The organism is Marinobacterium sp. xm-d-564 (genome assembly GCF_013283345.1).
GTDB lineage: Bacteria > Pseudomonadota > Gammaproteobacteria > Pseudomonadales > Balneatricaceae > Marinobacterium_E.
Genome location: NZ_WBYO01000002.1, coordinates 242004 through 264763, shown reverse-complemented (window position 1 = coordinate 264763; position 22760 = coordinate 242004). Strand labels below are relative to the sequence as shown.

The window sequence follows — 22760 nt, the reverse complement described above, 5'->3', positions numbered from 1 at the left end:
TTAAAAAGCTTTATGTAGGTTGGTAGACTCGTTTCCTTCGGTCTGTTCATCATCAGCACTCGCCTTAGCACCATCGTTGCGCTTAGCATCGATGTTATCAAGGTAACTGCTGGTCACTGTTCCAGTGACATACTCGCCATTGAAGACACAGGTATCGAACTGAGTAATCGCAGGGTTAAGTTCTGTGACACAGGCTTTTAGATCATCAAGATCTTGGTAGAGCATCCAATCACAACCGATCTCTTTACCCACCTCTTCCGCAGTACGACCATGTGCAATCAACTCACTGGCACTGGGCATGTCGATACCGAATACGTTGGGGTAACGAACTTCAGGGGCTGCTGAGGCAAAGTAGACTTTTCGCGCACCTGCATCACGTGCCATTTCAACAATCTGAGCGGACGTAGTACCACGAACAATAGAGTCATCAACCAGCATAACCACTTTGTCTTTAAACTCAGATTGGATCGGGTTCAGTTTTTGGCGAACCGACTTCTTACGCTGAGTCTGCCCAGGCATGATGAAGGTACGGCCGATGTAACGGTTTTTGATGAAGCCTTCGCGATAGGTCACTTTCAGGCTTTTCGCCATCTCAAGTGCCGCTGTACGGCTGGTATCAGGAATTGGAATGATGACGTCGATATCGTGCTCTGGGAACTCACGGCGCACCTTATCCGCTAATTTCACACCCATCGCCATGCGCGCGTTGTGAACTGGTGTCTCATCAATGATCGAGTCAGGACGAGCTAGGTAGACGTACTCAAACAGACAAGGAGCAAGCACGGGTGTTTCAACACACTGCTTGGTAAAGATCTCACCCTGTTGAGTAATGAAGATCGCTTCACCAGGCGCCACATCACGCACCATCTCGAAGCCCGCAGTATCCAACGCAACACTCTCTGAGGCCACCATGTATTCAACGCCTGCTTCGGTTTCACGCTTACCGTAAACCAGTGGGCGTATGCCAAAAGGATCACGAAAAGCGGCTAGACCCAGACCGGTGATAATCGCAACAACGGCATAACCACCCTGACAACGCTTATGGACAGTTTCCACTACGTTGAAGATATCTTCAGAGGTTGGGTGTAACTTGCCCAACAGCTGAAGTTCATGGGCAAAAACGTTCAGTAACACTTCTGAATCAGAGGTAGTATTGATGTGGCGAAGATCAGAACGGAACACCTCATCGGCCAACTGCTCGGAGTTAGTTAGGTTACCGTTGTGTGCCAACGCAATACCGTAAGGTGAGTTGACATAGAATGGCTGAGCTTCTGCTGAGCTTGAGCTGCCGGCAGTTGGGTAGCGCACGTGGCCAATACCCATCTCGCCATTCAGTTTTTTCATGTGTCGTGTACGGAAGACTTCGTTGACTAAGCCATTATCCTTACGCAGATAAAAGCGGTTACCTTCACAAGTAACCATACCCGCAGCATCTTGACCACGGTGTTGTAGGACTGTTAACGCATCAAAAATTGTCTGGTTAACATAGGTTTTGGCTACGATGCCAACTATTCCACACATCCGATCTACCTATATCGAACTAATTCACGGCACTGGCGCTGGCTGGATCACTGCTGAGTGTCCAGATTACACCACCTATCTCTTTTGCAGTCTCTTTGGTCCACTCCTCCATCAAAACGAAATGAGGAATGAGCTGAGAATCTTTCCACCATTGATCCTCAACGGCTGGGGTTAGCCCCAACAGAGCAACAATGACAACAACAACCAGACCGCCACGAACGGCACCAAAGCCCATTCCTAGGATACGATCGGTTGCAGACAAACCGGTTGCACTGATCAAAGCGGTAATCAATTTACCGACAAGGGCACCCACGATCAGTGTTAATACAAATAGAGCGGCAAAGGCTGCCAACATACGGAGGGATGGGGTCTCGATGTAATCAACCAGATAGGCACTCAGACTGGTTGAAAACAGGCGCGCCACTATAAAAGCACTGACCCAAGTGACAAGTGATAGAGCTTCTCGCACGAATCCACGCTTGAGGCTTAATAGACTGGACACGGCAACGATGCCGATAATTAGCCAATCAGTCCAGATCATCTTCTCTATCCAAAATTAAAAACAGCTGCATTTTATCAGAGTGGATCGGTTAACCCAATGAACTCTTGATCTATTTATCATCGCTTACTGAGTTGTAAAGCGCACAATCATGCCATCCAATGAGTACTGCTCTTTGATCGACTCTTTTAGCGACTCTAAACGGGTACGCTGCATTTCTGGCCCGATGTAGACACGAACTAGGTCGTTGGCACGACGGATATAGACCTTGTATCCCGCTTTTGTCAGATCAGCGCGAAGAGACTTAGCATTTCGCTCATCTTTGAAACTTGCTAACTGCAAAGACCAGGCCGCCGGAATTCCGTTCTCATCCAAAGCTGGCATATCTTCTGCCGGCGAGACCTCTTCAGGAGCACGTTGTTTCATCTTTTCGACCACCTCTACAGGGGGTGCTTTGATCACAACGGGCTGAGCCACTGGCGCTGGCTCGTTAATCACCTCGGGTTCGTTGATTGTATCATCCAAAACAACCGCTGGAGCCGCTTCCATAACGGGCGGCAAGGTCGGTGCAGGAGGAATACGATCCACAATTTTACGCTCTTTATAGCCTGCGGCATCGAAGATCAGCGGAGCGATAGAGAGTGAGATTACCAAGAGCGCTCCCAACCCTAACAATCGACGGCGAATACTTGCCTGAATTAATGCGTCTTGAGCCAACTCAGGGCCTCCGTAACGGTTAGAAAAGAGCCGCAGATCAGCACCTGCTCACTCTCTGAAGTAGAGTTTGATAATTGATCAAGCGCCTCGGATACAGACGCGAAACATTGATGAGGGTTGTTTGCCCCAACCAGATTCACAAGCTCTTCAGCTTGACTGGCGCGCGGTCCTTGTAGTGAAACCAAGTACCACTCATCGGTGATCGGCCTCAGTGCTTCAATCACACCCTGTCGATCTTTATCATTAAGCATACCCAGCACTAGGGTTCGTTTCGACGGCTTAGGCTGTTGCTGCAATCGATCCGCTAAGTACTCAGCCGCTTGCGGATTGTGTGCCACATCGAGCAGACACTCGGTTACACCGATTGTTTCACTCTGCATGCGACCGGTGAGTTGTACACTCTCTAATCCACTAGCGATCGACTCAATGGAAACGTCAGGAGCAATCAACGTCAATACTTGCAGAACAGTTGCAGCATTAATCAGTGGCAAAGGAGGCACTGGCAGATCAAAGTAAGCGATATGCTCACCCTTCAGATCGACACCCGACCAGTTCCAGACCTTCTGAGCGTCATCTAATCGATAATCTTGGTTAAATTGGTAGAGCGGAGCATTCAGTTCAGCCGAGTGTTGAACAATCGATCGAGCTGCCGGTGACATCGCACAGACCGCTGGTTTATTAGGTCGAAAAATACCCGCTTTTTCGCGCGCGATGGACTCGATGTCGTCGCCCAACCAATCAATATGGTCCAACGCAATGGAGGTAATCACAGCGATGTCAGCATCGACAATGTTAACGGCATCCAATCGCCCGCCGAGCCCAACTTCTAAAATCACATAATCAAGAGCCAGGTCTGAAAAGATGATCAGCGCAGCCAGTGTGCCGTACTCAAAGTAGGTTAAAGAGATCTCTTCTCGAGCTTGATCTATCCGACAAAATGCATCAACAATGACTTCATCAGATGAATCTAATCCGTTGATCTTTATCCGTTCATTGTAGTTTAAAAAATGAGGGGAGCTGTAGACACCGGTGGTAAAATCTGATGCGCGAAGAATAGAATCCAACATCGCGCAGGTTGAACCCTTACCGTTGGTACCCGCTACAGTGATGACTTTACTGCGAGAAAAATCCAGATTTAGGCGATGGGCCACTTCAGCAACACGATCTAAACCCAAATCAATCTCAGACGGATGAGCGGCCTCAATGACTTCGAGCCACTCTTCCAAACTGTTAGTTGAGCTCAATTTGCTCATAACCCAATCGTCTTCTGAGCGCTTAGTCGGCGAGTTGTTGAGCAGGCTGGCCCTGCATTTGACGAAGCATTTTAGCAAGACGGCTACGCATCTCACCGCGCTCAATAATCATATCAACTTGCCCATGCTCTAGAAGGAACTCACTGCGCTGGAACCCTTCAGGAAGTTTTTCACGAACGGTCTGCTCGATAACACGTGGACCTGCAAAGCCAACCAGTGCACGAGGCTCAGCAACGTTCAAATCACCCAGCATAGCAAGGCTGGCAGAGACACCGCCGTAGACAGGGTCAGTTAACACAGAGATGAAAGGGATACCTTTGACTCGCATCTCTTCAAGTACAGCCGATGTACGAGCCATTTGAAAAAGGGAGAATAGCGCTTCTTGCATACGAGCACCGCCTGAAGCAGAGAAGCAGACCAGAGGAATACCCTCAGCCAATGAGACTTCAGCAGCACGTACAAAGCGCTCACCTACAACGGTACCCATTGAACCACCCATGAAACGGAACTCGAAAGCGACCGCAGCAACTGGGTTGCCCTCTAAGGTACCCTTCATCGCAACCAATGCGTCTTTCTCGCCGGTATCGCGCTGAGCAGCCGTTAGACGATCTTTGTATTTCTTAGAGTCTTTGAACTTAAGACGATCGATTGGCTCAATATCAGCTGCAATCTCTTTCGTTGACCCTTCATCAAGGAAGTAGTTCAAACGCTGACGGGCGCCAATACGTAGGTGATGATCACATTTAGGGCAGACATGTAAGGTCTTATCTAACTCTGGCTTGTACAGCACACTTTCACACTTTGGACACTTCTCCCAAAGCCCTTCTGGAATGCTGTTGCGTTTTTTCTCATCATTACGTGCCAGTGACGGTACGATCTTTTCCAACCAGTTACTCATGGTACTCCCTAAATGATCGACTTAAGCGTCGATCGCTTGACGCATTTCTTTAACTATACCTGCAACTGCAGCAGGAATCTTCTCTGGCGTGTTTGCCAGTTCTGCAATTTGATTAACCAGCACGGAACCGACAATGGCACCATCGGATACTTTAGAGACGGCTGCAGCAGACTGACCATCACGGATACCGAAGCCTACACAGATCGGCAGATCTGTATCCTGGCGCATATCGCTGATGTAGGCCCCTACTTCATCTACATTCAATGCTTTTGATCCAGTCACACCTTTAACCGATACATAGTAGAGATAACCACTGCCCTGCTCACAGATCGCCTTACGACGTTTTGGAGAGGTTGTCGGTGCAATCAGGAAGATGATATCAAGTGACTCAGCCTTCATTGCCGCCATTAGGCCAGCAGACTCAACCGGTGGCATATCGACCACTAGCACACCATCGACACCTGCCGCTTTAGCGTTTTTAGAAAAGGTTTCGTAGCCCATCACTTCGATAGGGTTAAGGTAGCCCATTAGAACCACCGGTGTTGTCTGATCCTGTTCACGGAACTGAGCAACCATTGCCAATACATCGGTCAAACTGGTGCCGTGCTCAAGGGCACGCTCACAGGCTAACTGAATCACGGGGCCATCGGCCATTGGATCCGAGAAAGGCACACCCAACTCAATGACATCCGCTCCCGCTTCAACTAGTGCATGCATTAGAGGCACGGTAACGCTTGGGTTTGAATCACCACCGGTTACATAAGGGACAATCGCTTTACGTCCCTCTGCCTTCATGGCAGCAAAGCAGGCTTCAATACGACTCATTTAACTCTCCAATTACATCTCAATGCCGTCGATGCCTGCGACGGTATGTATATCTTTATCACCACGACCCGATAGGTTTACAACAATCACTTGATCTGGACTCATCTCTTTTGCCATCTTCATGGCGTAAGCAACCGCGTGAGAGGATTCAAGTGCTGGCATGATACCTTCAACCTGCGTCAACGTACGGAATGCATCGAGTGCCTCGTCATCATTGATCGCAACGTACTCTGCACGGTTAATATCTTTCAAGTAGCTGTGCTCAGGACCTACACCTGGGTAATCAAGACCGGCCGAGACAGAGTGTGTACCGATAATCTGACCGTTATCATCTTCCATCAGGTAGGTACGCATTCCATGCAGTACGCCTGGACGACCATCACTTAGCGGTGCTGCGTGTTCACCCGTTTCAAGACCGTGACCACCCGCTTCAACACCGATCATACGAACCGACTCATCTTCAATGAATGGGTGGAACATACCGATGGCGTTCGAGCCACCGCCCACACAAGCCACAACAGCATCAGGTAGACGACCAATCTGATTCATACACTGCTGTTTTGTTTCACGCCCGATGACGCACTGAAAATCACGCACAAGCATTGGATAGGGGTGCGGACCTGCAGCAGTTCCAATGATGTAGAAGGTATTATCGACATTGGTTACCCAATCACGCATCGCTTCGTTCATCGCATCTTTAAGCGTTTTAGTGCCCGAAGTAACTGGAATCACTTCAGCACCCAGCAGCTTCATACGGTAGACGTTTAGCGCTTGTCGGCGAACATCCTCTTCACCCATGTAGACCTTACACTCAAGACCCAGACGAGCAGCAACCGTTGCCGAGGCAACACCGTGCTGACCAGCACCTGTCTCAGCGATAACACGCGGCTTACCCATAAACTTAGCCAGAAGTGCCTGACCAATGGTGTTGTTCACCTTGTGTGCACCCGTATGGTTAAGATCTTCACGTTTCAAATAGATCTTTGCACCGCCCACTTTGTCTGTGAGGCGCTCAGCAAAATAGAGTGGCGAGGGACGACCCACGTAGTGAGCGAGGTCTTTATCAAACTCCTCTTGGAAGTTTGGGTCGTTAGAGAGTTTTTTGTAAACTTCTTCAAGCTCTTCCAGAGCACCCATTAACGTTTCAGAGACAAATCGACCACCGAATTGGCCAAAGTGTCCATTCTCATCGGGTAGCTGCACCTGTGTATTATCTGTTGTTGGCACGGTAAACCTCGTTCATAAAATCTGTCATTTTATTTGAATCTTTAATCCCTTTAGATGCCTCAACACCCCCACTCACATCAACAGCGTAGGGAGACACCTGAGCGATGGCTTCAGCAACATTCTCTGCCGACAAGCCACCCGCCAAAATAATCTTGGTTGCCAGTTCAGTTGGTATTCTGGACCAGTCGAACATTTCACCAGTACCCCCAGGTATCCCAGGGGTATAAGCATCCAAAAGAATCCCTTGTGAGGATGCGTACGTCTCAAACTGAGCCGTTAGATCTAACTCCGGCTTCATGCGAAGCGCTTTGATGTAAGGTCGAGAGAATCTGGAACAAAACTCAGCACTCTCATCACCGTGAAACTGCAATAGATCAACACCTGCTGTGGCGATAACCTGATTAACGACCTCAGCAGATTCATTCACAAACAGAGCCACACTGGTAACGAACGCAGGCAGCTTGGAAATAATTTCAGCAGCCTGTTCAGGAGTAACAGCTCGCGGACTTTTAGCGTAAAAAACAAAGCCAAGCGCATCACACCCAGCATCAGCGGCCGATAGCGCGTCATCTATATTGGTGATACCACAAATTTTTACACGAGTTCGCACAATAGAGGCTCTAAATTAGGTCGTTAAAGACAACTGAGTTGATCACTCAATTTATCGGTTGGAAAGTCTACCAAAACAGAGAGAGTTAGTCAGTCTAATGGCCCAAGAAATATGGCCCTGTACCACCCTTCGGCAGTGCAAACTCTTCAGGGTATTCAACATCACAAAAATAGAGTCCCCAAGGCGGAGCGGTCACCCCACCTTTGCGACGATCTTTGGCCTCTAGCACCTCAGCCGCCCACTCTACCTCAGCCTCTCCAGAACCAATTTTCATTAACACACCGGCAATATTTCGAACCATATGGTGTAAAAAAGCATTGGCTTGAATATCGATCACAATGATCTCACCGCTTTTATAAACCTGCAGATCATGCACCGTACGAACGGGACTGTTCGCCTGACAGGCAACCGCTCGATAAGAGCTGAAATCATGCTCACCGATCAGACAACGACTTGCCGATTGCATTCGCCCAACATCAAGACTCTTGTGAGTCCAAGTAACCCCTCTAGAGAGAATCGCCGGTTTAACAGGTGCCGAGTAGATCAGATAGCGGTAACGTCTTGCTTGAGCAGAAAAACGGGCGTGAAATTGATCCGACACCGGTTTTGCCCAAAGCACCGCAATGTCATCAGGGAGGTGTCGATTCGTACCCATCACCCAGGCACGATCGATTCGCTGATTGGGTGTATCAAAGTGAACAACTTGATAACAGCCATTCACCCCGGTATCGGTGCGGCCAGCACAGACCAGATGCACATCGTGATTCGCAATCTTTGCTAACGCCTGCTGCAGACGTTCCTGAACCGTGACAACCCCTTCATCTGCCTGAATCTGCCAGCCATGATAGTTTGCACCAGCGTACTCAATCCCAAGGGCGTAACGAAAAAGGGCGACTTCCGTCGCCCCTTTGATGTTTTCAATATCGCTCATTAACTAAGCTTTATCCAATTGATCCAAGAGGTTTGCGACCTCCTGCTGCTGAGCAGAAGAGCCTTTGTCTTTCATACTGACAAGGATATCACGAGCAGCCTCATAATCATCCATTTCAATGTAAGCTCTTGCTAGATCTAATCGGGTTTCGTTTTCATCTGCACCACTGTAGAAGTGGGTATCAAAATCTTCTGACTCTGCGGTGTCATTAATCTCTTCTACCACCTCTAGATCGCCATCAACTTCATCGAAAATCTTTTCGATCTCCCCGTCCAGCGCCCCAGAATCACTCTCTTCTACGACAAATTCCCAATGATCGTCAGACTGTCCGTCAGCTTCAACATCTTGATCCACCTCGATATCAAATGCCTCATCGGGAACGCTGGCATCGCCCATCATTGCCTCTAGAGCGACAAGGTCCTCATCAATGGAGTCAGTGTGCGCTGGTTCATCCGTTGAGTCTGCTTGCGGCATATCAACGCTCGGAATTTGGCTCTCTTGTGGTTCTTCGTCAGATTCTGAATCAAACGGCTCGATAACAAAATCGAGGTCTTGCAGCTCTGCACTCTCCTCTTCTACAGGCTCCACAATCGATTTAACCGAATCGGCATCTGCCAGTGAGGCTTCTAGCTCAGAGTCAAGAAACTCCTCTAAATCATCATCTTCCGGCTGCGACTCATCGGCTTCGTTAACCATCGCCTCTTGCTCTTCAGGTGATGACATAGCTGCATTAGCTCTGGAGAGAAAATCATCAGCGTCAGAACTTGTTTCTGTTTCTGTTTCCAGTTCATTATCATCAATGACCTCAGGCTGAGGTTCAACTGAAGCGAGATCACCTGTATTTGATGATTCATCAACGGATTCATTTGGCGGTGACTCTTCAGCAACCTCATCGCTGATCGCTTCCATCTCAGCTTGGGCCGCCTGCTCACTGGCACGAGCTCGAAGCACCTCATCGATCATCGACTGAATCTCAGCTTCAGCCTTAGCGATACTCTCTGAATCAGAATCAGGCTTTGGATCGATGACTGGCTCAATCGACGTTTCCAAAGCGGGTTCAACAGCTGATGGCTCAACGACAGCCATAGTTGGGGTCGACGATGCTGAAGGTACTAGAGGCGCTTCAGAGATAACCTCATCCTCTTTTGCCGCACTGCTCGCGGGTTCACGATAAGGCGCAGGCTTTCTTGAAGATCGTATTAACAACAGCAGCAACAATAGAAAGGCTACAGCACTGCCACCAACGATTTCAGGATTCATTCGAACATAGTCGATCACAGCAGCGACTGGGTCCTCATTACGCTGTTGAGCTAGCTGCATCTGCTGTTCCAACTGCTGTTGCAGTTGCGCAACCTGTTGATCTTTTAGCTCAATTAGACGCTGCATGGTCTGTAGCTGCTCAGCTATAGAGTCCAATTTTGCAGAGAGATCAGCATTGTCACGTTCAACTTTCTCGACACTCTCCTGAGTTACAAGCAGCTGATTTTCCAAGTCTCGATTGAGTGCTTGAAGCTCCTGTTCGCGAGGCGTTGATTCAACGGGCGTAGCAACAGAATCTTGATCTAAAGAGAGAGAAGCTCCCTCCTCTTCAGTTTCAACCACAGAGTTAGAGGGTTCGCTATCAACTCGGACCTCTACTGAATCTGATACCGTCTGACTAGCCTCAGCTTCTGAACTGCTGGTTGATAGAGGTTGATCTTGTGTCTCGTCAACAGAGACCAACTTCAATTTAGCCTCTGATGGATTAACCACTTCAGAGGTTTGAGCCGAGGGAGCTTCACTCTCTGGTTTAGCAACTGGAGTAACGTCCGCTTTCTCAATAGCTGCAGAAGCGGAGGAACGTCTGCCATTTTTCCAATCTTCATACTGCTTGCGAACTTCGATAGCCGCTTGCCTAACTGATAGCTCATTCGCTTGCGCACTATTGGGCAGCGTGACGACCGTACCGGCTTTAAGAACATTGATATTGTTGGTCGGAAAGCTACTAGGGTTTAGACGCTGAATCGCCAGCATCATCTGGTTGACCGAGACGGATTCATCAGGAAGATTACTTTGAGCCAATGCAAACAGGGTATCATTTACATCGACATAAACCTGATTCGCTGATGAGGTCTCAGTTCTCAGTGTGGTTTGGACAGTTTGCGCCGGGTTCGCTTTTAAAACCTTTTCCGGTTCAGCCTTAAGACCCTCTTTCTGAAGTGAGTCAGTTACTGGAGTGGACGGCACGGATATGGGTGTCGGTTGAGCTGCAGCCTCTACAAACAGAGGAGGATCCAACAACAGGGTGTACTCTCGAACAAGACGACCATTGGGCCAATTCACTTCCATCAAGAAGCTGATAAAGGGCTCACGAACAGGGGTGTCCGAACTAATGACGACTTTAGCACCACCCTGGGCATTGAGCTCAACGTCAAAATCAACCGAACTCAACACGCCAGATCGGCTTAAGCCAGCCAGACTGAAGGCGTCATCATCAGCCAATTTAGGACGAATATCGGATGCTTTTAAATCACGAACTTGTAGCAGTTGAATTTCAGCCTGAAGCGGCTCGTTCAATGCAGATTTTACATTGAGTTCACCTAGGCCTAGGGCATTAGCCTGACTGGCTAACAATGCGGATGAAACGGCAATACTGAGTGCTAAACGACGCACAATAACTTCACTCCACTCTATTAATCCGAAAGGATTAATCTCTCTCTATTGAATGAAGTATTGTTGCTACCCGGTAATGGGTCAAGTTTACCGGGCAGATTTTTTAAATTAGTGCTTAGTTACCAATGTAGCAAGCAGCTCTAAAAGTGCTGAGGCACGGCCGAAACGGTTCTCATCAAACATCAGGGTAGCTTGAATCGTCTGGTCCACACGTGCATCGACACGCAGGCGCGATACCAAACACTCAGTCTGCCCAATCATCGATTGAGTAGAGGCGTTGGGGCTGTGACTGAAACGCAACGCATTATCTCGATCAATGAGCGCTACTAGATCAGAGACCGATTGGTCCGCTTGTGTCTCAACCATCAGCATTGCAGAGGTACCGTGGAACATCGGCACTTGAACGGTTGATACCGTTACTTCGGCATCGTCAAACAGTGCATCAGCACCCTCAGCAATACGACGCTCTAACCCTGATTCACCTTGTTCGTCCAATACAAACGGCTGAGCCAATGCATTAAAGGCTAGGGTTGCATCTAAAAACTGCTCTGTCGCTTCACGACCATTAAGCAGTGCGGCTGTTTCACGTGCTAAAGCCTCAGCGCCTTTGCGATCATGAACACTGGCAGGCAAAGTCGCGGCAATGTGCATACGAAGAGGCTCAACTTTAGCGCTAATCGCCTGGCAGAACTTGTAGACTGCTACTAGCACAGGCTCAGCGAGCTGATACCACTCGCCAGACTCCAGACGGTCACGACCCGCGACGGCCAACTGAGACGATTCAGCAGACAGGTTAGAGTAGAGATCGATCAAGGTTGCACCCGATGAAGCGCGCTCCAAAAGATCCGCACTCGCCTCAGGTTGAGCCAGAATAACCACAGACGCTTCAGCAAACGGAGCTTGATCAACGGGACGCACCAGTGTGGAGTGCCCGTTAATCATCAATGAACGACCCGCTTCGCTCTCGTCATCCCATAAAGAGAGCTCAATTTCGCTCGCTAGAGGGTGATCTTCGAAGAGTTCAAAAAACTGGTCGGCTACTAGAGATGAGACACCAACAAAAAATAGTTTCATAGCTTTTCCAAAAAGATCGGCCCGCAAATGAGCGGGCCGTTAATTGATTCGTTACGCTTATTGAGCCAGTAGAATACGAAGCATTCGGCGAAGAGGCTCTGCAGCACCCCATAGCAACTGATCACCCACACTAAAGGCATTCAGGTACTGTTTGCCCATCTTCATTTTACGAAGACGACCCACAGGGATACTCAATGTACCGGTCACTTTGGTTGGTGATAGCTCTTCCATAGTGATCTGACGATCATTAGGCACCACTTTTACCCAATCATTCGCTTCAGCAACCATCTGCTCGATCTCATCCATTGGAAGATCTTTATTCAGTTTGATTGTAAATGCCTGGCTGTGACAGCGCATTGCACCGATACGAACACAGGTACCATCGATAGCAATCGGGTTAGAGTTACGGCCAAGAATCTTGTTTGTTTCAACATAGCCCTTCCACTCTTCCTTAGACTGACCATCGGCAACAGGTACATCGATCCAAGGGATCAACGAGCCCGCAAGCGGCACACCAAAGTTATCAACGGCTAGATCGTTACGCATGGTGCTAACAACCTGACGATCAATATCAAGAATTGCCGATGCAGGGTCATTCAGAAGCGCTTCTGAACCATCGCGAATCTGCCCCATTTGAGTGATCAACTCACGCATATTGCGTGCGCCAGCACCTGATGCAGCCTGATAAGTCATTGAAGAGACCCACTCAACGTGACCCGCTTTAAATAGACCACCTAGACCCATCAACATGAGAGAGACAGTACAGTTACCGCCAACGTAAGTTTTGATCCCTTTCGCTAGACCCTTCTCAATTACATCGCTATTGACTGGATCCAGAACAATGATCGCTTCATCATCCATTCGCAGAGCAGAAGCAGCGTCAATCCAGTAGCCATTCCAGCCAGCAGCACGAAGCTTAGGATAAACCTCTTTCGTGTAGTCGCCACCTTGGCAGGTAATAATCGCGTCCATCTCTTTTAGCGCATCAATATCAGATGCATCTTTAAGTGGAGCAATCTCTTTACCAATGTCTGGACCAGCAGCACCTACCTGAGAAGTGGTGAAAAATACCGGTTCAACGATCTGATCGAAGTCACGCTCTTCCTGCATACGCTGCATAAGAACGGAACCCACCATACCGCGCCAGCCAACAAAACCTACACGATTCATATTTACCCTCAAAAAACTTTTTCGCTATTCAATAGCTCTATCAAAAAAGGCCGGATCTAACCGGCCTTCTCGGTTAACGTTTGATTATGCGCTTAGCGCAGCAATCACCGCGTCACCCATTTCAGTTGTCGAAACCTTCGTCATGCCTTCAGAGAAGATATCGGCAGTACGCAGGTTTTGATCCAAAACCTTACTTACCGCGGCTTCGATTCGATCCGCAGTTTCGCCCTTATCAAGCGAGTAGCGCAACATCATAGCGGCAGACAGGATGGTTGCCAATGGATTTGCAATGTTTTGACCCGCAATATCCGGAGCAGAACCGTGACAAGGTTCAAACATACCCTGACCCTTCACGTTCATAGACGATGAAGGCAGCATACCGATGGAACCCGTCAGCATTGCAGCAGCATCTGAAAGGATGTCGCCAAACATGTTACCTGTTACCACCACATCGAACTGCTTAGGTGCACGTACTAGCTGCATTGCAGCGTTATCTACGTACATGTGGCTTAGTTCAACTTCAGGGTACTCAGCGCTCAACTCTTCCATCACTTCACGCCAAAGCACCGTCACTTCTAGTACGTTTGCTTTGTCGACAGAGCAGAGTTTCTTACCACGTGCCATTGCCGCTTCAAAAGCGACACGACCGATACGCTTGATCTCATCTTCGTTGTATACGTAAGTGTTGTAACCTTCACGTAGGCCATCTTCAGTGGTGCGAATGCCGCGTGGCTGACCGAAGTAGATACCACCCGTTAGTTCACGAACGATAAGAATATCTAGATCTGAAACCACTTCTGGCTTCAAAGTAGAGGCGTGAGCTAACTGTGGGTAAAGAATCGCTGGGCGCAGGTTACCGAACAATCCAAGCTGAGTACGAAGACCTAGAAGCCCCTTCTCTGGGCGAATCTGAAAATCAGGGTTTGTATCCCACTTAGGACCACCCACAGCACCCAAAAGGATGCCTTTGGAGTCATGCGCCTTAGCTAGGGTCTCTTCTGGAAGAGGTACACCTGTCGCATCGATCGCAGCACCACCAACGTGTGCTTCATCAAATTCAAGACCAAGGTTATCTTGATCGTTAACCAGTTCAAGCACACGACGCGCCTGAGCAACAATCTCAGGACCAATGCCATCACCTGGCAAAATCAAAACTTTGTTTTCGTTCATTTTTCTATTCCTTATTTACCGTGTCTGGCTTTCAGCCTGACACGACTCTCTCAGCGTCTTCCAGACTACCGAGCGTAAATTAATAGCGGATGACAGGCTAAAGCCAGTCACCATCAATAGCCGCGAACAAATCAATTATTTAATCGCGTCGAACAACCAAGGCGCTTCGGCACGGCGTTTCGCTTCGTACGCACGGATATCATCAGCATGCTCAAGCGTTAAGCCGATATCATCCAAACCGTTTAGCAGACAGTGCTTGCGGAAGTCATCAACTTCGAAGCTATACTCTTTGCCGTCTGGGCTAACCACTTTCTGATTTTCAAGATCAACCGTTAGGCTCATACCGGGTGCTGCAGCAACGGCTTGGAAAAGCTCTTCCACTTCATCCTCTGTAAGAATGATCGGTAATAGACCATTCTTGAAACAGTTATTGAAGAAGATATCGGCATAGCTTGGTGCAATCACTGCACGGAAACCGTAGTCATCTAATGCCCAAGGAGCGTGCTCGCGGCTAGAACCACAACCAAAGTTGTTGCGTGCTAACAGAATGCTAGAACCAGCGTACTCTGGTTTGTTTAGAACAAAGTCTGGGTTGATAGGACGTCCAGAACAGTCTTGATCTGGCTGACCTTCATCAAGGTAACGAAGTTCATCAAATAGATTAGGACCAAAGCCAGAGCGCTTAATCGATTTAAGGAACTGCTTTGGAATGATCATATCGGTATCAACGTTGACGCGATCAAGCGGAGCAACAACACCGGTGTGAGTCGTAAACTTTTTCATATCTCTATCTCCGCCCTAACTTAAGAGTTCAACTCAAAATCGCGCACATCAACGAAGTGGCCTGTAATCGCAGCAGCCGCCGCCATTGCTGGGCTCACTAGATGGGTACGACCACCGAAGCCCTGACGGCCTTCGAAGTTACGGTTAGAGGTTGATGCACAGTGCTCACCATTACCCAACTTATCTGGGTTCATCGCAAGACACATTGAACAGCCCGGTTCACGCCACTCAAGACCCGCTTCAACAAAGATCTTATCCAAACCTTCCGCTTCTGCCTGCGCTTTTACAAGACCAGAACCAGGAACAACAAGCGCCTGCTTCACTGTGCTTGCAACCTTACGGCCTTTAACAACTGCAGCGGCAGCGCGCATATCTTCGATACGGCTGTTAGTACAAGAACCGATAAAGACACGATCAAGTTTGATATCGGTAATCGCCTGGTCCGCGTTCAAGCCCATGTACTCAAGCGCACGAGTAATAGAGTTCGCTTCATCTGCATCTTTAGCGTTCGCTGGATTTGGCACAGTGCCATCGACAGCAACCACCATCTCTGGCGAGGTACCCCAAGTCACCTGAGGTTTGATATCAGCGGCGTTGATCTCAACGACCTTATCGAACTGAGCATCATCATCAGAGACTAGATTTTTCCAGTTTGCTACAGCCGCTTCCCACTGATCCGCAGTTGGTGAGAATGGACGACCTTTAAAGTACTCAATCGTCTTATCATCAACCGCTACAAGACCTACACGAGCACCCGCTTCGATCGCCATGTTACAGATAGTCATACGACCCTCAACAGAGAGCGAGCGTATTGCAGAACCCCCGAACTCCATCGCAAAACCTGTACCACCGGCCGTACCGATAACACCAATCACGTGAAGTACAACGTCTTTAGCGGTGACACCAACACCAAGATCACCGTCTACTTTAATCAGAAGGTTCTTCATCTTCTTAGCGATCAGACACTGAGTCGCAAGAACGTGCTCAACCTCAGAAGTACCAATACCATGCGCTAGCGCACCGAAAGCACCGTGGGTAGAGGTATGCGAGTCACCACAGACAACGGTAGAACCTGGCAGAGTCATACCCTGCTCTGGGCCCACAACGTGAACGATACCCTGACGCTCATCAAGCATCTTGAACTCGACAATGCCGTACTCGTCACAGTTCTCATCCAGTGTTTTTACCTGAATACGAGAAACAGGATCGACAATCTGATCGACGCCACCAGCACGTTCAGTGGTGGGTACGTTGTGATCAGGTGTTGCTAGGTTAGCGTCGATACGCCAAGGTTTACGACCCGCCATACGCAGGCCTTCAAAAGCCTGAGGTGAAGTGACCTCATGAAGAATTTGACGATCGATGTAGATTAATGAACTGCCATCTTCGTTCTGACGCACCAAATGGGCATCCCATAATTTGTCATAGAGTGTTTTACCAGCCATCTCTCTCTCCTGGTTGGTGACCTATCCGTAAGGATTTAAAAGTGGCTAAATTTTATCCACACCTCTTTCAATAGACAAACTCTTATTATTTATAATTTCCATTCCAAATAAGAATAGTTAAATTTTTTGAAAAAAATTAATCTTTTTTTTGTAAAGTTCAAAATATGGTCTACATTTCATTGGTAACACAAAAAACAGATTAACTTTTCCTAAGAAGGGACTCTTATCCATGCTTGTACTTACACGTAACGTCGGCGAAAAATTGATTATTGATGGCAACATTGAAGTAATGGTGGTTGAAGCAGGTGGCGGCAGTGTTCGTCTCGGCATTGAAGCACCAAAAGATGTGCACATTGTTCGCGAAGAGCTACTAGAAGAAGACGAATCCTGAGATAAGTCTTTGATCAAAAAGCACCCTCTGTGGTGCTTTTTTTATGCCTATTTCAACCCCTCTCTTGTAAGCTTAGGCTTATGGATACCTCTACCCTACAGGCTTTTGTTGAAACCGCTCAGCTAGGCAGTTTCTCCCAAGCATCACAGCGACTGTTTATAACTCAATCAGCAGTCAGCAAACGCGTGGCTCAGCTAGAAGAGCAGGTTGGAGCTCGGCTGTTTGATCGAATTGGTCGAACCATAGCATTGACCGATGCCGGTAAAGCACTGCTCCCCCAGGCACGTCGCATTCTGGCGGAGTTAGAAGACGCCAAGCGCGTCGTTGAAAATATAAAGGGTGATATCTCAGGTCGCCTGTCGGTCGCAGCAAGCCACCATATTAGCCTTCACCGACTTCCCAACACACTGCGCACCTTCACCACCCAATTCCCTGACGTAGAGCTAGATCTGCGCTTTTATGAGTCAGAAGTGGCTTATGAGGCGGTATTGCATGGTGACATTGAACTGGCACTGATCACACTCTCGCCAGAGTCAGACCCACGTCTCCACTCAGAAGTATTGTGGTTAGATCGACTCTTTTACTGTGTCTCCAACGACCACCCTATCGCTCAGCATGGCACAACCGATTTTGAAACGTTGAACCAGTACCCGGGTATTTTGCCTGCCCCGAACACCTTCACCTCTCTGATTGTGCACGAACAGTTAGCCCAGCGAGGTCTAACACCCAATTTAGGTATCAGCACCAACTACCTTGATACCATTCGTATGATGGTCAGTGTTGGTTTAGGCTGGAGCCTACTTCCAGAGTCGATGATTGATAACAGCCTGCATAAGGTGGTGATCGACAGTGACGCCATTGAACGCCCACTTGGGTTTATCTACCACCGTGACAGAACACTCTCTAATGCGGCGGGCAAACTGCTCAATCTACTAAAAGAGGATGCGCAGAAGGGTTCATAACTGAATCAGGGTGAATTACTATGATTCAAAGAGTAAATAAGGGCTTAGCGTGAACCATCCGCTTCTAGATCAGTTCAATCAATGGCTGCAGCAGTTCGAGCAGACGGGATCTGTTATCGATACCACTCGTTTAAATGAGTGGAACCATCTAATGGATCAGTTCCAAACGCACCCTGAACAACTCTCCAGTAATCATGCCCAGTGGATCAAAACGCTTGCTCAAAACTCCAAAGCGATGATGAGTGTGGTTGAAGCACTGCAGGATCAAGCGACCGACTCCAGCGAGCAACTGAAAAAGCTAAGAGAAGAGTTGCACCAATTCAACGTCCAACTTCTTCTGCAACAGGCGAGTTTGCCACAGCAGATGGCACCGCTCTTGTTCACTCACACCCACTTATCGACCCTGTTTAATGAGGAGCAACTCGCTAAATTTGAGCAGTTAAAATCCTCATTGAACACTCCTCAGTTTGAAAAACTTAACCAACTGATTGAATCCTTTATGCAGTGGCAGCAAGCAGGCCAAACACTGACCGAAGAGATGAATCAGATTACTGAGTTGGCAACCCAGACCTGGCAAGAGCAATTCGATGACTCACTCTCTGCCAAGGATCAGATTGAGCTCTGGGGTAAGATCTACGACAGCACCTACCAGGTTCAATTCCAAGAGCCCTCGATGCAGCTAGCTCAAAGCGGGTGGCTGAATGGATGGGCCGATCTAAAACTGGCTTGGAAACAACTTCTGACTCAACTGACAGAACAAGCGGGACTCCCCTCACCTGAGCAACTCGATAGACTGATTGAACAGCTCGATCAACAACGCAGACGCATTCGACAGTTAGAGAAGCGGCTCTCTGCCCTCGAATCAGGTGATCACAATGGCTAATCGGTATAACCAAGCCCTGCTCGATTCACAAAAAGAGCTGGCTAAGGCTATGGCGGTACTCAGTGAACTCCCCCCTTTGGAGGATAGCTCACTGAAAGCCGAGGTGGTGTTAACCCTCGATAAGATGAGACTGCTGCACTTTAAACAGTCTGGACGACGCAGACAGCCGCCGCTGATTATCTGTTACGCGCTGGTTAATCGACCCACTATTCTCGATTTAGCCCCCGACCGTTCACTGGTTCAAGATTTACGAGCCAAAGGGCGTGATATCTATCTAATCGATTGGGGTTATCCCGATCTGTGTGATCGACATATTGGGCTTGATGACTACATTGGCGACTTTCTAGATAGCGCCGTGCAGTGCGTTATAGAGCGTTCCGGTTTTGAACAGATTGACCTAATGGGCATATGCCAGGGTGGCGTTTTCTCTCTCGCTTATGCGAGTTTAAAACCAGAGCGTGTTCGTAAACTGGTCACTTTGGTTACACCCGTGGATACTGATGTCGAGGGGTTTACACTTAGCGAAATGGTCCGAGAAACGAACATTGAACAGCTTGTTAAAGCCTATGGAAACCTTCCTGGTCAGTTTCTCAATCAGATCTACGCTGCGCTCAAACCACTGCAACTGGGTGTCGTAAAAGAGATGGGGCTGAGCCGCTCGATTCAAGACCCGACAAGCGCCGAGCTATTCTTACGCATGGAGCAGTGGATCAATGACAGTCCGGATCTAGCAGGCCGGGCCGCTATAGAGTTTGCAGAGACATTTTTTAAAGGGAATGGACTGATTCAAGGCTCATTCTATGTCGATTCAAAAGCCGTTAAGCTAACGTCCATTCGCTCCCCCATATTGAATATCTTTGGCACTAAAGACCACTTGGTACCACCTGCCTCAAGCCAAGCGTTACAAACAGCCATTACTCCCAACACCCCCTACCAAGAGTTGGCTCTTCCTGCCGGTCACATCGGCGCCTTCATCAGTGATCGCTGTCGTGGCCAAGTGATTGAAGCCATCGAGTCGCATTTGAACCAAAAATAGGCTTAGTTTGAACACAAAAAAAGAGAGCGCAGGCTCTCTTTTCTAAAGTATGCAGAACGAAAGAAAGCGCTATTTCTCCTCTTTCTCACCCTCTTGCTTAGCCGCTGGATTGAACATATTCCAAAACGCCATGTTCTGATCCGTCAATTTGTTCATCATCGTTAATGGATTGGCAGCGCCCATCATCGTCTCCATCTGGTCTCGAATACGATCTTGGTGCTCTAGAAAGGCGCTGATGCTCTGTTCTAGGTACTGGCTCATCATGCCCTGCATACTATCACCGTAGAAGCGGATGAGTTGCTGAAGCACCTGATTGGTTAGCAAGGTACCGCCCCCATCAGCCTCTTGCTCAGAGATAATTTGCAGGAGAATGTTGCGCGTTAAATCTTGGCCTGTTTTAGAATCCTGAACCTGAAAGGTCTCACCGTTCATTACCAGCTGCTTCACATCTTCAAGGGTCACGTAGCAGCTGCGAGAGGTGTCGTAGAGACGGCGGTTTGTATATTTACGAAGAATGCGCACAAAAGTACCTCAACAATTATTTATCGTTTTTATCACTGGTATTGCTGGTCATCATTCCGAAGAAAGCCTTTTGCATGGCCTCCATCGAATTTAGGCCTGAATTTAGATAGGGCTGCATTAAAGAGAGAGCGTCATAACCATCTGCGCCATTAAGCATCTGCTGTCTAAACTGTTCAACTAACTCTTTTTGAATTTCGGACACATCGGGTAGACCTAGGGTGCGGCGAAACTCTTCTGGGGTTAAATCAACATCTACACTGATTTTCATAACGATCTCCATCCAGCACTTTTAAGAAGCCTGTAGGCTTGAGCATAACGCGTTTATTTTCGCACTGCAAAAAAACCTTTTTAGCTATTTTGCTGCACTTTTGCCGGCAACTTACCGAAGGATATCAACAACAGAGCTACGAGGCTGGCTGCCGCCGCAAAGATGAAACTAACGCCAGAACCGAAGTGGTGCCAAAGGTAGCCAGCAATGATGGAACCAAACAGACCACCTAAGCCAAAGCCGAGGCTAGAGTGCAGAGCCTGCGCCCTGCCCTCGCTTCCAGCGGGAAAGAGCTGCTGCACAATACGAATGCCACTGGCATGCAGCACCGCAAAACTGGCAGCATGTAGCAGTTGAGAGAGTATGATAATTAGCAGTGAGTCAGACAGGGTTGCCATCATTAACCAGCGCAGCACTGCCAGCATTAAACTCGCCATAAAGACACTTACGAGCGAAAAGCGTTGCCACAATTTGTGCAACACAGCGAACATCGCTATCTCAGCCAGAACGCCTAAAGACCACAATAAACCTATGGATAAGCCGCTATACCCCTCTTGCTGCAGCAAGAGGGTGTAAAAACCGTTGTAGGGGCCGTGAGCCAATTGTGCAAAAAAGATCAGTGCAAAGAACTGTATCACTTCAGGACGTCTCATCACCTTTGCAACAGAGACAGATTTGGCGGAATTGATCGGTGCGGCAGCCGGCTTGGGAACCGTCCAGGTTGCAAAGTAGATAGCAATTAATACCACCAACAACCCAATAGGCACCCACTCGATCTGATCGTCTATGAACAACTCACCACCGATCAAGGTAGCCGCAATGAACCCAACGGACCCCCACAAACGAATTTTCCCGTAGCGATCTCGCTTCTCACCTAGATGACTTAAGGTCACTACTTCAAATTGCGGCAAAATCGCATTCCAAAAAAATGAGAAGCAGAGCATCGCAAGCAGCAGCGGCCAAAACCCCTCAATGAACAGCACCGGAACAAAGGCTAATACGGCCAGCAGTGCACCCAGTTTAACAACCCGCATGCGCTCCATATGACGATCGGCCACATAGCCCCAAATACTTGGAGCATAAAGCCTAGAGAGGTGAAACGCGCCTAATAGAAGTCCAATCTCCTCAGCATTGAAACCTTCATGGCTAAGATAGGGAGCCCAAAATGGCATCACCACGCCTAACAGTGAAAAGAAGGTGTAGTAGAAGAGTGAAAGTCTTAGCTCAAGGCGCATCGTTAACTACGCTCACCAAGCAACAGGCGTAGTCCGAACAGCAGATAAACGCTTCCACTTAAGCCATCTAAAGCTCTGATCACACCTCTATTGAACAGAAGATGACGTACTCGATCGACACCCAATACCAAACCACCCTGCCAGACCATGGCGATACAAAAATGGATTAACGCCATCATCAGAGACTGCAGGAGTGGTGAATAGCCCGATACCAGAAATTGCGGTAACAGAGCCATATAGAAGAGTAAGGTTTTCGGGTTTAACAGATTGTTGAGAAAACCTTGATAGAAGGCCGAGCGTAAAGCTCTTTGCTCAGCAACAGATTCCAAAATCAATGCGCGTCCTATGAATAGATCTTTAAGCGCTTTCAGTGCAAGAAAGATCAAATAGCCTGCTCCTAACATCTGCATGTAAAAGAACAGTGTTTCTGAACTGGCCAGAATGGCAGCCACGCCTAATGCACTCAATGTTCCGTGCACAAACAGTCCCAGGCAGATACCAAGACTGGCCAAAAAGCCCTGGCTTCGACTGCCTACAGAGCGTCGCAATACCATCATCGTATCGACACCGGGGGTTAGTGTTAATAGGGTAATGGCCACAAGAAACGCGGCCCAAGGGAAGAGTTCAAGCATTAAAAAAGCCCAGTGGGATAACAAGTTTTCGTTATAACATCTGGGCTTGATGGGAG

23 protein-coding genes are annotated in these 22760 nt (G+C 48.4%); 4 read left to right on the top strand and 19 right to left on the bottom strand.

Annotated features, from left to right (window positions below; translation table 11 throughout):
• From purF to leuC, 15 genes are all read right to left on the bottom strand, one after another.
• Entirely contained in the window at positions 1-1521 is a 1521-nt protein-coding gene (purF, locus tag XMD564_RS03580) for an amidophosphoribosyltransferase (protein WP_173507812.1), read from the bottom strand.
• Between the two features lie 19 nt (positions 1522-1540).
• Positions 1541-2062, bottom strand: coding sequence for a CvpA family protein (locus XMD564_RS03575; RefSeq protein WP_173482434.1), 522 nt, complete (start codon positions 2060-2062; stop codon positions 1541-1543).
• A gap of 84 nt (positions 2063-2146) precedes the next feature.
• A complete protein-coding gene (locus tag XMD564_RS03570) occupies positions 2147-2737 on the bottom strand; it encodes an SPOR domain-containing protein (RefSeq protein WP_217362025.1) in 591 nt (196 codons plus the stop codon).
• A complete protein-coding gene (folC, locus tag XMD564_RS03565) occupies positions 2719-3990 on the bottom strand; it encodes a bifunctional tetrahydrofolate synthase/dihydrofolate synthase (RefSeq protein WP_173507811.1) in 1272 nt (423 codons plus the stop codon). The genes XMD564_RS03570 and folC overlap by 19 nt, the downstream gene beginning before the upstream one ends.
• A gap of 22 nt (positions 3991-4012) precedes the next feature.
• A complete protein-coding gene (gene accD / locus XMD564_RS03560) occupies positions 4013-4888 on the bottom strand; it encodes an acetyl-CoA carboxylase, carboxyltransferase subunit beta (RefSeq protein ID WP_173495524.1) in 876 nt (291 codons plus the stop codon).
• Between the two features lie 21 nt (positions 4889-4909).
• A complete protein-coding gene (gene trpA, locus XMD564_RS03555) occupies positions 4910-5713 on the bottom strand; it encodes a tryptophan synthase subunit alpha (RefSeq protein WP_173482432.1) in 804 nt (267 codons plus the stop codon).
• Between the two features lie 12 nt (positions 5714-5725).
• Positions 5726-6940 carry a tryptophan synthase subunit beta gene (trpB, locus tag XMD564_RS03550; RefSeq protein WP_173482431.1) on the bottom strand — a complete coding sequence of 405 codons (1215 nt, stop codon included), beginning with the start codon at positions 6938-6940 and terminating at the stop codon, positions 5726-5728.
• Complete coding sequence (locus XMD564_RS03545) at positions 6924-7550, bottom strand: phosphoribosylanthranilate isomerase (RefSeq protein WP_371740246.1); 627 nt, start codon at positions 7548-7550, stop codon at positions 6924-6926. The genes trpB and XMD564_RS03545 overlap by 17 nt, the downstream gene beginning before the upstream one ends.
• Before the next feature lie 94 nt (positions 7551-7644).
• Positions 7645-8481, bottom strand: a complete 837-nt coding sequence (gene truA, locus XMD564_RS03540; RefSeq protein WP_173480837.1) for a tRNA pseudouridine(38-40) synthase TruA — start codon at positions 8479-8481, stop codon at positions 7645-7647.
• 3 nt (positions 8482-8484) lie between these two features.
• Positions 8485-11133 (bottom strand): FimV/HubP family polar landmark protein, encoded by a 2649-nt coding sequence (locus XMD564_RS03535; protein WP_173507810.1) that lies wholly within the window; start codon positions 11131-11133, stop codon positions 8485-8487.
• 108 nt (positions 11134-11241) lie between these two features.
• Complete coding sequence (locus XMD564_RS03530; RefSeq protein ID WP_173488913.1) at positions 11242-12207, bottom strand: Asd/ArgC dimerization domain-containing protein; 966 nt, start codon at positions 12205-12207, stop codon at positions 11242-11244.
• A gap of 57 nt (positions 12208-12264) precedes the next feature.
• Positions 12265-13377: an aspartate-semialdehyde dehydrogenase gene (asd, locus tag XMD564_RS03525; RefSeq protein ID WP_173482429.1), complete on the bottom strand. Its 1113-nt coding sequence runs from the start codon at positions 13375-13377 to the stop codon at positions 12265-12267.
• 84 nt (positions 13378-13461) lie between these two features.
• Positions 13462-14547, bottom strand: a complete 1086-nt coding sequence (gene leuB / locus XMD564_RS03520; RefSeq protein WP_173480833.1) for a 3-isopropylmalate dehydrogenase — start codon at positions 14545-14547, stop codon at positions 13462-13464.
• A gap of 135 nt (positions 14548-14682) precedes the next feature.
• Entirely contained in the window at positions 14683-15330 is a 648-nt protein-coding gene (gene leuD / locus XMD564_RS03515; protein WP_173482428.1) for a 3-isopropylmalate dehydratase small subunit, read from the bottom strand.
• A 20-nt stretch (positions 15331-15350) separates the two neighbouring features.
• Positions 15351-16775 carry a 3-isopropylmalate dehydratase large subunit gene (gene leuC, locus XMD564_RS03510; protein WP_173482427.1) on the bottom strand — a complete coding sequence of 475 codons (1425 nt, stop codon included), beginning with the start codon at positions 16773-16775 and terminating at the stop codon, positions 15351-15353.
• A 229-nt stretch (positions 16776-17004) separates the two neighbouring features.
• Between leuC and XMD564_RS03505 the strand changes: the two genes are divergently transcribed.
• From XMD564_RS03505 to XMD564_RS03490, 4 genes are all read left to right on the top strand, one after another.
• The gene (locus tag XMD564_RS03505; protein WP_173480830.1) at positions 17005-17166 is read left to right on the top strand and encodes a carbon storage regulator; all 162 of its coding nucleotides are present in this window, start codon (positions 17005-17007) and stop codon (positions 17164-17166) included.
• Between the two features lie 80 nt (positions 17167-17246).
• On the top strand, positions 17247-18128 hold the full coding sequence (locus XMD564_RS03500; RefSeq protein WP_173482426.1) for a LysR family transcriptional regulator: 882 nt from the start codon (positions 17247-17249) through the stop codon (positions 18126-18128).
• 49 nt (positions 18129-18177) lie between these two features.
• Positions 18178-19011 carry a hypothetical protein gene (locus XMD564_RS03495; RefSeq protein WP_173498078.1) on the top strand — a complete coding sequence of 278 codons (834 nt, stop codon included), beginning with the start codon at positions 18178-18180 and terminating at the stop codon, positions 19009-19011.
• Positions 19004-20047 (top strand): alpha/beta fold hydrolase, encoded by a 1044-nt coding sequence (locus tag XMD564_RS03490; RefSeq protein WP_173507809.1) that lies wholly within the window; start codon positions 19004-19006, stop codon positions 20045-20047. The genes XMD564_RS03495 and XMD564_RS03490 overlap by 8 nt, the downstream gene beginning before the upstream one ends.
• 69 nt (positions 20048-20116) lie before the next feature.
• Here the strand turns inward: XMD564_RS03490 and phaR are convergent, their stop codons facing one another.
• From phaR to XMD564_RS03470, 4 genes are all read right to left on the bottom strand, one after another.
• Positions 20117-20569: a polyhydroxyalkanoate synthesis repressor PhaR gene (gene phaR / locus XMD564_RS03485; protein ID WP_173480825.1), complete on the bottom strand. Its 453-nt coding sequence runs from the start codon at positions 20567-20569 to the stop codon at positions 20117-20119.
• Positions 20570-20585: 16 nt separating this feature from the next.
• Positions 20586-20837, bottom strand: coding sequence for a DUF6489 family protein (locus XMD564_RS03480; RefSeq protein WP_173480824.1), 252 nt, complete (start codon positions 20835-20837; stop codon positions 20586-20588).
• Between the two features lie 80 nt (positions 20838-20917).
• Entirely contained in the window at positions 20918-22072 is a 1155-nt protein-coding gene (locus XMD564_RS03475; RefSeq protein WP_173480823.1) for an MFS transporter, read from the bottom strand.
• A 2-nt stretch (positions 22073-22074) separates the two neighbouring features.
• A complete protein-coding gene (locus XMD564_RS03470; protein WP_173484482.1) occupies positions 22075-22704 on the bottom strand; it encodes a LysE family translocator in 630 nt (209 codons plus the stop codon).
• Between the last annotated feature and the right edge of the window lie 56 nt (positions 22705-22760).